Origin of the sequence: Halobacteriovorax sp. ZH5_bin.2, from assembly GCF_043196375.1 — a bacterium.
GTDB lineage: Bacteria > Bdellovibrionota > Bacteriovoracia > Bacteriovoracales > Bacteriovoracaceae > Halobacteriovorax_A.
In genome coordinates this window covers 144,676-158,036 of the sequence record NZ_JBEBMJ010000005.1, presented here as the reverse complement: position 1 = coordinate 158,036, position 13,361 = coordinate 144,676, and the positions used below count along the sequence as shown (strand labels likewise).

Annotated in this window: 14 protein-coding genes; 5 read left to right on the top strand and 9 right to left on the bottom strand. The window is 37.4% G+C overall.

Translation table 11 applies throughout. From position 1 onward, the window contains the following. Positions 1 to 46 precede the first annotated feature (46 nt). Positions 47 to 328 carry a hypothetical protein gene (locus ABMA76_RS13405; protein WP_392911854.1) on the top strand — a complete coding sequence of 94 codons (282 nt, stop codon included), beginning with the start codon at positions 47 to 49 and terminating at the stop codon, positions 326 to 328. Here ABMA76_RS13405 and ABMA76_RS13400 read toward each other — a convergent pair. Genes ABMA76_RS13400 through ABMA76_RS13390 form a run of 3 tightly spaced genes read right to left on the bottom strand, consistent with a single transcriptional unit; the run spans position 325 to position 2,625 of the window. Then, positions 325 to 786 carry an EVE domain-containing protein gene (locus ABMA76_RS13400; RefSeq protein WP_392911852.1) on the bottom strand — a complete coding sequence of 154 codons (462 nt, stop codon included), beginning with the start codon at positions 784 to 786 and terminating at the stop codon, positions 325 to 327. The genes ABMA76_RS13405 and ABMA76_RS13400 overlap by 4 nt on opposite strands. A gap of 17 nt (positions 787 to 803) precedes the next feature. Further along, positions 804 to 1,670, bottom strand: coding sequence for a polyamine aminopropyltransferase (gene speE / locus ABMA76_RS13395; protein WP_392911850.1), 867 nt, complete (start codon positions 1,668 to 1,670; stop codon positions 804 to 806). Positions 1,671 to 1,692: 22 nt separating this feature from the next. Next, entirely contained in the window at positions 1,693 to 2,625 is a 933-nt protein-coding gene (locus ABMA76_RS13390) for an adenosylmethionine decarboxylase (protein ID WP_392911848.1), read from the bottom strand. Positions 2,626 to 2,855: 230 nt separating this feature from the next. On the opposite strand from ABMA76_RS13390, the gene ABMA76_RS13385 reads away from it, so the two are divergent. After that, complete coding sequence (locus tag ABMA76_RS13385) at positions 2,856 to 4,799, top strand: sigma 54-interacting transcriptional regulator (protein ID WP_392911846.1); 1,944 nt, start codon at positions 2,856 to 2,858, stop codon at positions 4,797 to 4,799. A 53-nt stretch (positions 4,800 to 4,852) separates the two neighbouring features. Here the strand turns inward: ABMA76_RS13385 and ABMA76_RS13380 are convergent, their stop codons facing one another. The 5 genes from ABMA76_RS13380 to fsa all read right to left on the bottom strand — a co-directional run bounded on the left by ABMA76_RS13380 (position 4,853) and on the right by fsa (position 9,447). Next, on the bottom strand, positions 4,853 to 6,424 hold the full coding sequence (locus ABMA76_RS13380; protein WP_392911845.1) for an intermembrane transport protein PqiB: 1,572 nt from the start codon (positions 6,422 to 6,424) through the stop codon (positions 4,853 to 4,855). Further along, positions 6,417 to 7,013 (bottom strand): paraquat-inducible protein A, encoded by a 597-nt coding sequence (locus ABMA76_RS13375; RefSeq protein WP_392860401.1) that lies wholly within the window; start codon positions 7,011 to 7,013, stop codon positions 6,417 to 6,419. Before ABMA76_RS13375 ends, ABMA76_RS13380 begins: the two co-directional genes overlap by 8 nt. After that, positions 7,000 to 7,671: a paraquat-inducible protein A gene (locus ABMA76_RS13370; RefSeq protein WP_393061837.1), complete on the bottom strand. Its 672-nt coding sequence runs from the start codon at positions 7,669 to 7,671 to the stop codon at positions 7,000 to 7,002. Before ABMA76_RS13370 ends, ABMA76_RS13375 begins: the two co-directional genes overlap by 14 nt. Before the next feature lie 58 nt (positions 7,672 to 7,729). Further along, positions 7,730 to 8,629: a matrixin family metalloprotease gene (locus ABMA76_RS13365; RefSeq protein ID WP_393061835.1), complete on the bottom strand. Its 900-nt coding sequence runs from the start codon at positions 8,627 to 8,629 to the stop codon at positions 7,730 to 7,732. A gap of 173 nt (positions 8,630 to 8,802) precedes the next feature. Beyond that, positions 8,803 to 9,447, bottom strand: coding sequence for a fructose-6-phosphate aldolase (gene fsa, locus ABMA76_RS13360; RefSeq protein WP_021267224.1), 645 nt, complete (start codon positions 9,445 to 9,447; stop codon positions 8,803 to 8,805). Positions 9,448 to 9,560: 113 nt separating this feature from the next. Here fsa and ABMA76_RS13355 point away from each other — a divergent pair, with 113 nt between their 5' ends. Then, the gene (locus ABMA76_RS13355) at positions 9,561 to 10,394 is read left to right on the top strand and encodes a hypothetical protein (RefSeq protein ID WP_393061833.1); all 834 of its coding nucleotides are present in this window, start codon (positions 9,561 to 9,563) and stop codon (positions 10,392 to 10,394) included. A 2-nt stretch (positions 10,395 to 10,396) separates the two neighbouring features. On the opposite strand, the gene ABMA76_RS13350 is transcribed toward ABMA76_RS13355, so the two are convergent. Then, entirely contained in the window at positions 10,397 to 11,371 is a 975-nt protein-coding gene (locus ABMA76_RS13350) for a tyrosine-type recombinase/integrase (protein ID WP_392911836.1), read from the bottom strand. Between the two features lie 133 nt (positions 11,372 to 11,504). Here ABMA76_RS13350 and rnc point away from each other — a divergent pair, with 133 nt between their 5' ends. Together rnc and era are read left to right on the top strand one after the other, a co-directional pair. Beyond that, positions 11,505 to 12,359, top strand: coding sequence for a ribonuclease III (gene rnc / locus ABMA76_RS13345; RefSeq protein WP_393061831.1), 855 nt, complete (start codon positions 11,505 to 11,507; stop codon positions 12,357 to 12,359). Between the two features lie 15 nt (positions 12,360 to 12,374). Then, positions 12,375 to 13,343 carry a GTPase Era gene (gene era / locus ABMA76_RS13340; protein WP_393061829.1) on the top strand — a complete coding sequence of 323 codons (969 nt, stop codon included), beginning with the start codon at positions 12,375 to 12,377 and terminating at the stop codon, positions 13,341 to 13,343. The last annotated feature ends 18 nt before the right edge of the window (positions 13,344 to 13,361 follow it).

The window sequence follows — 13,361 nt, the reverse complement described above, 5'->3', positions numbered from 1 at the left end:
TACTCTTCATATCAGCGGATAAAGCTGGTGTGAGGAGTTATGGGAAATGCCAATTCAGGACCTATCTGATGTCGATTTAAATACATCTGAAGACACACAAGGTGGCGGTGTTCAGGAGTATAAATTTGGTGGTGTTCATGGACATAATGATCTCTCACATCTGTCTCTTTATTATAAACAGCCGATTAAGGCACTAATAGGGCGCACCGGCCTTGTTATACTAAGCTTCTTTACAATTGGACTTGTCTTGTCCTTTGTTACTTTATTTCTTAGTTATACAACTTTCGGGCGCGAGTTTTTACAAACTCTAGTCTTTAAAATTTTCTAAGAAATATCTTTTAAAATTGTTGCCGCTATCTTTTTAGGGATTGGCATAATGGATAGACGAGAGCCTTTCTTAACTAAAGGCATCTCATCGTAGCGACTGTCTACTTTCATTTCTTTTAACGTTAATGCTTTAGAAAATTTTTCTAGAAATTTGATATCAACAAGAAACCAGCGTGGAGTTTCTTTTGTGGCCTTTGGGTCAAAGTATTTCGATTTCTCATCAAATTGTGTCTTATCTGGATGAGATTCTTTAACGACTTCAGCAAGGCCTACGATAGCTGGCTCCTTACAACTTGAGTGATAGAAGAAGACCTTGTCGCCAAGTTTCATTTCATCTCTCATGAAGTTACGTGCCTGATAGTTTCTCACTCCATCCCAAGATTCCGTTTGTTTTGGACGTCTTGCGAGATCATCAATTGAGAAAGCATCAGGTTCGCTTTTAAAGAGCCAGTATTGCATTTTAGGTCCTTCGTTTCCTAAGGGTTTTGGATTAGCCCTTCAAGGTTTTTCTTCATAAATGTTGGCAGGTAAAAAGCCGCTTTATGAAGGCCCGCGTTGTAGTAAGAGAACTCAAGTCCACTTGCTGCTACCGCTTCTTCTCTAAAGTCATTGATTGGGTGAGTGTCACCTTTTGTTGCAAAGGTAAATGACCACAGTCCACCTGGGTAAGTTAGGTTAGAGAAGTTATAGATAAATGTATTTTTGAAAATACCATTTAGAACACCTAGCATGCTCTTTTGAATTTCTGCTTCAAACCAAGGAGATTCCCCTTGAGAAACAACGATACCGTTATCGGCAAGGCACTTGTTCACATTTGTGTAAAACTCAGGGCCAAATAGAGGGGCCGCAGGTCCGATTGGGTCTGTTGAATCGATGATGATAACATCAAATTTCTCTGTTGTTTCTTGAACAAATTTAACACCGTCACCGATGATTAGGTCTAGTTTTGGGTGGCCTTTAAGAACTTCGGCAGTTTGTGGAATGAACTCCATACATGCTTCACAAACGGCACCATCAATTTCAACCATTGTACATTTTTCAACTGAAGAGTGGCGAAGAACTTCTCTTGCTGTTCCACCGTCACCACCACCGATAACAAGTACGTTTTTTGGATTTGGGTGAACGAAAAGCGGCACGTGAGAAATCATATCGTGATAAGCGATCTCATCTCTTTCTGTTACCATTACTAGTCCGTCGTTCAGAAGCATTTTTCCATGCCCCTTTGTTTCGACAACATCTACTGTTTGGAATTCAGTTTTCTTTGAGTAAAGAACATTCTCTACTTTATATCTCATTCCGTAAAAATCTTTATATCTTTCTTCGATCCATAGGTTACTGTGCATAACTGTCTCCTGGTTTTATTTTTTAAAGTAATTTATATGGTGTTAAGCGGTTTGTACGTAATTTGTAAAAGTGTGAAAAGTACATGATATAGCCGCATTTTAAATAGCTTTCAACTTGAGTCTTGGCCTTGTATTCCCCAGGGTTTACATTGAGTCCACAATTTCCATCTTGATTTGGACAAAACTCAATGAAGTCATAAGAGATTGGCTCCATTGCATCAATAAGAGCTCCTGCAATTTCTTTCATGTCGATATCAGTTTCAAAACTAATATATGGACACTCTTCTTGTGGAGTGATGTGACAAGTGAAGTAGTTATCATCCTTGATGGCATTTAAAGAATAGCCGTATGGATTGAAAACAAAATCATCAAGCTCAAAACCTGGTAAGATTTCATCTAATTTTAATAAGTTTCTAATTTGATCTTTTGTTACATTTTCATCTGTAAGAAGTTTTCTTGCTTCGCAAGAGATTTCATACATTAGAAGTTCGAAAGTGTGATCATCTGCAGATGGAGTGTATTCTTGGTCAAGAAAATAAATATAGTTGTGATGATCATCAATATTTCCAAAACGAAATGCTGTTCCATTAAATTTATTTTCAAGAAGTTTTATATCATCCGTAAAAGTTGAGTGCTGCATATGAGAGAAGTACTCATTCTTTCTTTGAAAGATAAGTTGTTTAATCGAGTCCTTTCCATACTCACTAGTAAAGAAGTCAATGGCCTGAATTAATGTTGTTTGGCCACAAGTGATAATAAGCATCCTGTCTTCCCAAACAAAGAGAGAGGACTCCGAAAGTAGAAATGCTTTCAACTTGTCATTTTTAACACTTGAAAGGATTGTCGCTTTCGCTTTTTCAACTAGCTGGGCCCAAAAAGTATCAGGGATTTCTAGTAAGTTAAGGCCATCTTTAACGATGATTTCGGCCTTCTTTTCTGAACCTTCAAAAATCATATTTCATCCAATTTTTAAATGCGTGAGTACCTGCCCGCATGGTGCAAGTATCCAATATTACAACTAATTTTAATATCACATCTTATTGCTTGTGAGCTCAACAGGCAAGCAATAAGGGCATAATGAGGCCCATCGTATAGAATTTATAGCCAATAATTTTGGGCATCACCCTAAAGTTTTAACCAAATTTTACCGATTAATAACCGTAAAGCATTAATGAGGGGATTATCATGCTCGCCAGTTTTTCAGAATTTAAGTTCTTTCAATCATTTAGAATTCCAGTCGAGGAAGCGGATAACTTACGTTTTCTCGTTCAGAAAGAAGATGAAGTTGGGCATCTCGAGTATATCGATGACGCTAAACTTGTTGATATTTCTGTCACTGGTTTTGGTTTTAAGACACATGAGAGGATTTCTGTTGGAACAGAATTAGAGGTTTCTCTACAGTTTAAAAAGAAGCATCTTGATCTAACAGGGCGAGTTGTTCGTGCCTTTTCAAATGTTTTAGAAGATGAAGAGATTATCTACGGTGTTGAGCTTGATGTTGAAAAAGGAATTAATAAATTTCTTGAATCATATATCATGAGCTTCTCATCAGAAAGACTAAAAGATTGCCTGATTCAATCAGCATTAAAAGAGCGCTATACAGATCCAAATGAAGGATTTGAAATGTTCTCTCTTTTACTTTCACTATTCAAGGATATTACACACTTTGGTGATAAAGAAGGATTTCTTGATACAATGCTTGAAGAGGTGATTCGTATTCTGAATGCGCAACGCTCTTCAATCTTTCTAATCAACCCAGATACTAACGAGCTTGAGGCCATTGCCGCTTTAGGGCTTGATAAGACGGGGTTAAAATTTGATTATCGCTTAGGTGTTGCAGGTTCTGTTTTCACAACAGGTGTCGCTTTAAATATTTGTACTGAAAGTGATGAGTCTCGATTTAATAATGCCTTTGATGAGCAAAATGGATTCACGACAAAGTCTATTATTTGTTATCCGATTTATAACCGTGAAGATAAGATCATTGGTGTAATCGAGGTTATTAATAAGCGAAATGAAAACCGTTTTACAATTGAAGATGAAAAAACAATGAAAGTTTTAGCTCTTGTTTTCTCATCAGTATTCCATAGCTTTAACCCAATTTCGAATAATTCAAAGATTCGTCGTTTCTCAGCTCCATATGATCGCCAGTATGCAATCATTGGAAACACTGCTGGTGTTAAGTCCATGAGAAGTTCAATCTCTAAGCTTAAGGACCTTGATGGCCCTGTTCTTATTACAGGAGAGAAAGGCGTTGGTAAGAATCTTTATGCAACTGTTCTTCACTTTGAAGGTAAGCGCGGACTACATGAAGTTAATACTGTAAATTGTAAACTACAAGATATAAATAAATTAGAGGCCCAGCTATTTGGCCCTGATGAAGATCAGTGTGTTTTCTCGAAAACACAGGGTGGAACTGTCGTTCTTAATCATATTGAAAATCTCTCATACGAATGGCAAGAGAGATTATTTGAAGTTATTTCAAATAGAGGTACACCTGGTGGTATTGTAAGTATCGATTGTCGTATTATGGCAACTTCGATTAAGGATCTTGGAATCTTAACTGATGAAGGCCTATTCCACCGTGATCTTTTTGAGTTCTTATCACAAGCACAAATTAATATTGATCCACTTAGACGCCGTGAAGATGATATTGAAATGCTTGTTGAGTACTTCTTGAAAGTTGAGTGTAAGAGACAAGGCCTACTTCTTAAGAGTTTTTCTAAGAAGGTTATGGAACAAATCCTACAGTATGACTGGCCAGGAAATATTTATGAATTAAAGAAGTGCATTGAGAGAGCTGTGCTTTATCATCCAAAGTCACATATTATTTCTGATATTGAAATCAACGACGGAGTATCTCCTCTAGTTGATATTTCAATGAAACAAAAGCAGTTTGGACAGATTGATCACGTCACTGATTTCACTCTTCCGCTAAAAGATCGTCTTGCTCTTGTTGAGCGTGAAATGATTCTTAATGAGATTAAAAGAAACTTTGGAAACAAGTCTAAGGCCGCAAAAGAGATGGGAATCTCTCGTGAGGCACTTCGTAAGAAGTTAATTTACTCTCAAGAAGTTCTTGATAATCTTGGCGCACCTGAGGTGGAAAAAGATAAGAAAGTCGCTTAATAATTTATTCGATATAGATGAAAAAGCCTCGCCATGCGAGGCTTTTTTTATGTTTATAATTCTATAATTGGTTTCCATTCTAGCCATTCACTATTGGCCTTCTTGTGAATCTTAAAGTAATTCTTTTTTCTCTGTGAGAATCTCTCTGGCGTTGCAAATTCAACTCCTCCTGAAAGGAGAGTCTCTAGTGATTGAGTGCTTATCTTTGCTCCTGAAAAAAGTCCAAATTCTACATCGACACCACTAATATTCCAAAACTTCGTCTCTTCTTTTAGAAGTCTGTGATAAGGTGAGTTTACAAAGATTTCAGCAATGACATTCTTTGCACGAGTGTTGAGTCTAACATCTGTGATAACACCAACTTGAATTCCACGATAGTAAACGCCTTGTCCCTTTGCAAGAGAGTTTCTGCGATCACTATAAAGGCTAAGCCTTTGTCCAAATTTATTGTGTACTTCTTTTAGAGGGGCCTGTCTTAGCGCCTTAAATCGATCTGTTTGCTTGCCTTTATTATATCTCGAACGACTGATATCCACAGCAATATAATTTCCTGTAAGAGCATCGATTGACTCAATACCGCTAAGAGAAATCTTAGGCTTTACTTCCCAAAACTTTGCTCCCTTAACTACAACATTTTCAAACTCTTTCTTTATTGTCGCCTGTACCGTAAGGGTCGACTTATTGCGATCAATTTTTGAACCAGTTACATATCCAATAACAATACTTCTAAATTTAATTGGAGTTTTAACTTTCGATACAGCGCTGCCTAGAGGAAATTCGATTTCAATCTCCTTTCCAGGGATTGTTTCCTCATAAGAAGAGTACAGTTTATAGCTCTTTTCAAAGTTTTCTTTAAGAATAGTTTCATCGTCATTCTCAAAGTTTACAAATGAGATACCACCTTTGACTAATGAGGCCAGTGATTCTGTACGTACTTTTACTCCTGCAAGAGAAGCATCAACTTGCATTCCACTGACATTGTAAAATCTTGAAGTCGAATGAATCAGGTTTTGATAACGGCTTTCAATGAAAACTGTAATATCAACTCCATCTCTTTCTATGTCGAGGTCGTAACTTGTGACTTCTCCGACTTGAATCTTATTGTAGTAAATCGGGGAGCCATTTGAAATTGAGCCAAGTTTGTTAGCATTGAGTTTAATATAAATCCCGTCATTTCTAAGACTGCGAGGAGTTTCATTAAGAGCATCAAAATTCCTAACAAATTTTCCTTTTGCTGGGTGCATATTAATGAACTTACCACTAATAATAGTACTTAGACCTGAGATACCTGATAGGTTTACAGTTGGGCTTACGAGCCAAAACTTTGTATCTTTTGATAAGTAATCACGCATACGAGGATTCATTTCTACATGAACAGCAACGCTTGTGAGATTTTTATTAAGCTCAGTATCCTTTACACGGCCAACAACTGTTCCCTTATAGATAATTGTTGTCTTGCCTGGAATAATTCCATCTGCATTTCTAAAATTGATTGTAATATATGAGGCACGTGCCATTAAGTTTGTATATAAAAGCCAGATCCCAATTGATACAGCAGCTACGGGAAAAAACCAAATTGGATTAATTCCTTTTTTGCTAACAACTTGAGGTTTACCGTTACTCATATCTTTCCTTATCATCCCAGATTAATCTTGTGTCCACTTCATTTGACGCCAGGATGGTTAGTATTACGACTGCTGTAAAGTAGAGCACTGCAGGCTCTGCCTTTATTTGAGAAATGAATTCAACATTAACAAGTATAACAAGGAGGGCAATAACAAAGATATCAAGCATAGACCATTTTCCAACGATATGAACAACTCGATAAAGCTTTGTTAACTTCTTCTTTTTTCTCTCATCTAAAGTATTTATATTATCAATGATATACCAAAGTGAAATGATTTTAAATATTGGGACAATTATACTGGCCGCAAAGACAATCATGGCAATAGGGTACATTTTTAATGTGATTAGGTTTAGAACACCACCTAGAATTGTTCTTGGTGTCCCTCTGTTAAACGTAAGGACCGTCATTATCGGAAGTAGATTTGCCGGTATATAAAGGGCAATGGCAGCTATGAGATAGGCCTTACAACGAGAAATACCTTCGTAATTTCTAAGCTCAATCTTAGCACCACATCTCGTACAGGTAAGAATTGAGTTTACTTTTTGGCACTTAGGACACAGTGCCTTTTGATGATCAATTCCTCTCATAAAGTTTCTTCCATAATTCATCAAAGTGAGTAACTGATTGAAGTAGAATGTTATTAACCATAAGTAAGATCAGGCTAAGAGTTCCAATAGTAAGTTCAACATCAGAGCGATCCACCATTTTTGCAACCGTAACAATAATACCCATAAAGTAGACATCAACCATAGACCATTCATGTGATGGCGCAAGGTACTTCAGAAGAGGCCTTCCGATATTTTGATTGATAAACTTATTTTTGAATACGATTGATAAATAAATGAGAAGTCTAAAGAGGGGAATTAAAATAGCAAAGAGTATAACAGAAATGGCAATTGGCCAATAAGTACTCGTCGTAAAAGCAAAAACTGATTGATAAGTAGATGTTTCTAAACTGTTTCCTGCCATATGAATTTTTAAAACAGGTAAGAAAAATGCTGGGTAGAATAATAAAAGTCCGGAGATTGTTAGAACTTTTACCATGCGAAGTGTGCTATCGCCACGGTAGAGAGTATATCCACAACACTTACAAACGGCCTTTTGTCTTGGGGCAATAAGTTCAAATAAATAGAGTTCATCACACTGCGGACAAAGCAGTAGCTTTGAGTTATCCTTGAGGGTTTCCTCATCAATGGGAAGAGACGCTTTTTGTCTCTCGTCAGTGTGGTCTAGAACGTTGGCCATACTAATATTAGGCCATAAATTACCGTTATTTTTAAGAGAGCAAACCTTGCACTATAGACTAAAAGGCCTTGTGTGTATCAATTAGTTTACCATTTTGGTAGTGGCGACAATTTCCATCTGTGCGTAGTTCAATATATCCATGAATTAGCTTCGGCTTCTCAACTGGTTCATCGTCTTGGCCAGCTGACTTCGTTGACTCGTCAGCACTTCCTAGAGCAGAGGTGCGAACTGCGGCCGTCATAGCTGTTGCATTATCATAGAGGTTTTGAATTGTTTTTGAGTCATAGAAACTTAAGGACCTCTTCTTTTCTCCACCACCTAATTGTGGGTACATGATGGACTCTACTGACTTTGAATTGGTATGTTTTAGGCCAATTAAGTGGCCAAGCTCATGGAGAATGACAGAGGGCATGTCATAGAAAGAAGAAGTGTCATTGGTCTTATCAAAAGTGAACCAATAGTCCTGTAAATTGACAATAATATCACCGTGAACCATTCTTAGGTAATCGCCCTTATGTTCTGCAAAATAAGAGGTGATGGCAAGAACACCGAAGCCAACATCCGCATACCAATCTTGGGTAATATAGATTCCGATTTCTCCATCATAATAATCATCAAGATCTGAGGCCGGATCGCGAGAAGCCGCTTGGCCATGGCCTAAGACAAAGTAGTCTCTAGCATCATCGGCATCATTCCATGCCTTTTGCATCTCTTCCATCATGTCGTACTCTAGGTAATCCCCGTCATCTTCGTCGGCAAGAGGCATGTTATCAGACCCCTTATCAAGATCATTGATAATATTAAAGTCATTGTGGACTTTGACTGTTAAAGGCAGGGCCGAAGAATTCCAGCGCAGTGGGAGTGTGCTAAGTGAAGGCCCCTTATCTGGTTCTGCAACGCAGGAGATAGCCGCTGCACAAAAACACGCTAATAGAAAAGTTGATTTAATAAATTTCATCCCAAACCTTTACCAATAAATGAGCGAAACGCTCGGATATGTGCTGGTAAGCACTATTTTAATGGATATCGGTCTTTGGAATATTAAATTTAGAAAAAATAAAGAACGGGGGCCGTAAGCCCCCGTAATTATATATACTATTTACATTTATTCTTTAGATGTGACAAATGTGACTACTTTTGTGACTTCGCGTGATCGGCCAGAAATTGTGCCAGTCCCTTCTCTGTTAGAGGGTGACCAAAAAGTGACTTAATTACACCAAATGGCATTGTTGCAACGTCTGCACCAACCATTGAACAGTGTTTTACGTGATCTGCGTGACGAACTGAAGCTGCAAGAACTTCTGTTTCAAAGCCGTAGATATCATACATATGACGAATTTCTTGGATTAGAGTCATTCCGTCTGCACCAATATCATCTAATCTTCCAATGAATGGAGAGATGTAAGTAGCACCATTCTTAGCTGCTAATAGAGCTTGATTAGAGCTGAAACATAGAGTTACATTTGTTTTGATTCCGTTTTCGCTAAACCACTTACATGCAGCGATTCCGTCTTCTGTTAATGGAAGCTTAATAACGATATTGCTGTGAATTTTTGCAAGTTCACTTCCTTCTTTAATCATACCATCTTTGTCAGTTGCAATAACTTCTGCAGAGATTGGCCCATCGATGATTTCACAAATATCCTTGATAACTTCAACTTGTGAGCGACCTGTTTTAGCAATGATTGATGGGTTTGTTGTCACACCATCAATGATGCCCCATTTCGCTGCTTCTTTGATTTCGTTGATATCACCTGTATCGATAAAAAATTGCATTCTTTGCTCCTAAGGGAAATATAAAAATTTACTAAAGAAATTTAACATGGGCAGGGGTAATGGACAAGTTTTCTACCTCTTTTAGTAAAGACGTTTTGCGCTATAATGAACATATGAGATTAATACTTCTAGTATTTTCATTGATTATGGCCCAAGGCCAGGTGCATGCCAATGCTGATGGTTTTATCATCAAGAAGGATGATGTTCGCAATAAGAATATTAAGAAGGATTATAATGCCTATAAAAATTATATTAATAATCATGGCTTTGATACTTTCTATGATCCAAGTATCGACTATTCAAAGTTTTCTGGTCGTGTTACCGATAAAGATCCTTCTTCAACAGTTTTTAAAATTCAGGTTGAGTCACGCAATGTGAAGTTTCTTAAGCCATCTGATGTTGTCTACTTCAACGTCGCAAGAAATATGGATAATGATCGTTGTAAGGGCCATGTTCGCGCCAGTGAAGACAAGTACATAACAATTTATGCAAAGGATCTTGAGGACTGTTGGGGTGAAAACTCAACATTAAGAAGAGGAACGATTCTTGTCTTTGATAGCAAGATGCTAGCGGCCAGAATTAAAGAGGCCTCTCGCTACCGTTTATCACTGCTTGCAAAAAAGAGAGATTTTACATTTCAGTTAAATGACGTGAATAAATTTGTATGGGGCTTTTCACAAAAACAAGTTGAAGTGGCGGCCGATTACGACAAGCAAATTCTAGAACTTCAAAGAAAAAAAGATGAGGCATTGAACCTTCTTCTTTCTAAAAAGAATGATCAGGTTCGCCTACAAGCTGAACTTATTTATAAGTTAGATAAGCTTGATCAAGACCTTGACTTCTATCGAATTGAGAAAGATGAACTCTATACTGATCGCTGGCACCTTGATAAGGATGCGGGCCTGCCAGTATATGACAGACCTGTTCCAATTAAGAATTCTTACTAATCTTAAATGAGCTTGTCTTCATTCATGGCAAGTTCAATAAATTGATCATTGTAGAAATGCTTATCCATATGTTCTTTATATGGTTTTAGAGAGTATGCAGGAGAGACTCCTAGCCATTCCTTCATTGTCGTCTCATTAACTCCATTATGAAGCCAAGTGAAGATACAAGACTGACGTAGAGACTTTGGTGTAATTTGAATCATTAGCTGACTTCGCCACTCTTCAAATAATAACTCCATTCCACGGGCCGAGAGTCCACCTGAAAGAATCTTATGGGCATTGGCATTAAAGAGAAGATGAGGAAAATTGTGACCTTGCTCTTTTTTTACTTTTTCAAGTAACTCGATATATTCATAGAATAGTCGTCCAAAAATAGCAGGGAAGGTAACCGTATAGGGGTCACGCTTTTCATGCGTGATAACGGCTTTAATCTCATCTCTAAAAGAGAAGCTAGAGACTTTAATTTTTGAAAGCTCACTTACTTTAAGTCCGCCAAGATAGATGGCACTAAAAATAATTCCATTTCGCTTGGCCTTAAGTTTTTCAAGATCGTTCTTGGCCGTACGTTGATCATTTAAGAGTGTATGCCACAAACTCTTGATATGAGAGAAAGTTGCAGGCCTTGGAATGTCCAAAAACTTTGGTGAGGTTGGGATTTTTCGAACAGGGTTGGCATTAAAAACACCTTCTTCTACCAAGTGATCGAAGAAAATTCTTAAGGCCTGAACACGGCGGCGGCGTGAGTTATCAGAGCTATACTTGGCCTCAAGATATTTTCCATACTCTAGAATCTCTGGGATTGAGTAGTGTTCAATACTTGTTTGTTTTGCACTCTCAGTAACATATTGATTAAAACAGGCCAGGTCTGTTCGATAATTTTTAATTGTATTTAGGCTTCGGCCTTTGGCCTCAATCTTCTTGAAGAAGGCCTTTTGCCATTTTTCTAACTTATTTTTATTGGCAGTTGCGATTTCCATATCCATCCTTAAACTACGTATATTACTGAATATATTAACGAACCTGTTATTATTTCACAAGAAGAAGCTTAAGCTTGCAAATGGTGGCATAAAGCATTATAAATGGCCTTAACAATACAATATTAGGTGATTTATGCTCGAGACGACCTCACTCGGCCCGAAAGGGAAGAGTAATCCATTTGCCCATGCATTTTATGTGCACACGATTGCAAATTTTAAGCAATCAAGTGACACAACTGCTAGCGGTATATTAGAGCAAAATCACAAATTCTTAATTGATACATTCCTTAAATATTCAAATATTGAAGAGAAGCTTTTAGCTACTTTCAATTTAAATTTTAAAGATAATGCACTTCTTATGCGTGCCTTTACACATAGCTCATATGCTCATGAGGCCAAGGTAAAAGTAAAAAGCTATGAGAGGCTAGAGTTTTACGGTGACTCTGTTCTTGGTGCATTTGTGACAAAGAATCTCTTTTTAAATTTTGATGAGATGAATGAAGGTCAACTTTCAAAGCTTCGTAGTGCTCTTGTTAATGAAGAGAGCCTTAGCGGCCTATCTAATTTCTTAGGCCTATCTTCTTTCCTAATCGTTGGAAAGGGAGAGTTAGAGGAAGAAGTAAATAGTGGGATTCTTTGTGACCTCTTCGAATCTCTTCTTGGAGCAATTGCGATTGATCAAGGTGTTGACCGTGCTGACGAGTATTTAAATACAGTGTTGGCCATGTATGAGAAGGAAGTTGGGGAGAAGTTCTTTTGCGAAAAGAAGCTAATAGACTTCGATCCAAAGACAAAACTACAAGAGGAAACACTGGCCCGTTTTAAAAGTCTCCCTGAATATCGTGCCACAAAGATTGGACAAGAATTTAAAATTGAGCTCTATGTAAATGAGCAATATATCTGTGAGCTAATGTCTCATAGTAAAAAAAATGGAACAAAAGAAATTGCAAAGAAATGCTTAAAAAATAATTTATTAGATCGACTTTAATTTTACGGAGAAGTTATGTTATTAGAAAATCAACACCCAGACAACAAATCACTTATGGCCGCTATCGTTGGAGCTCCAAACGTAGGAAAGAGTTCACTTGTAAACTACTTACTTGGTATGGACCTTTCAATTGTAACGAGCAAGCCACAAACAACTCGTAATAAGTTTCACGCAGTATTTACAGTTGATCATACTGAAGTTGTATTAGTAGACACTCCAGGTCTACACAAGGCAAGTCAGGAACTAAATAAAAGAATTAATCAACAAGCAGTTGAAGGTGTTGATGGTGTTGATGTAAACCTTCTTCTTATTGATCTAACAAAAGATATCCTTGGGCAAATCAAGGATTTTAAAGAATATATTGGTGGCAAAGAGCTATCAAAAACTTGGCTAGTTTTCACGAAGTCAGATCGTGTTGAAAACGCAGAGGCGCTTCCTCTTGATAAAGTATTTGAACAAGCTAAAGATGTTATTCCATCAATTGAGAAATTTTTCTGTATCTCAACTAAGGCGGGAGATAATGTTCACCTACTAACGGCTGCTCTATGTGACGAAGCGAAGCCAGGTTCTCACTACTACTTAGATGGTGCAATATCTAATAAGTCTCAAAGATTCTTTGCAACAGAGTATATCCGTGAGCAAGCTTTTGAATTATTAAAAGATGAGCTTCCATATGAAATGGCCGTTGTTATTGATGAGTACAAAGATTTTAAAGATAAGACAGGTGCATTTGCTGCTCACATTTCGGCTTCAATCCTTGTAAACCGCCCGTCTCAACGTGCAATCGTTGTTGGATCAAAAGGAACAATGATTAAAGAAATTGGTATGCGTGCTCGTAAGAAAATTGCTGCCATGACTGATGGAACAGTTCACTTAAATCTACACGTAAAGGTTTCTCCTAAATGGTTTAAGAATAATTTTGTTCTAGAAGAGCTTGGTCTTCCTAGAGCAACAAACTCTGCACGTGTTTGGAAAAAAAGATAATTTAAATTTATAAAAAAA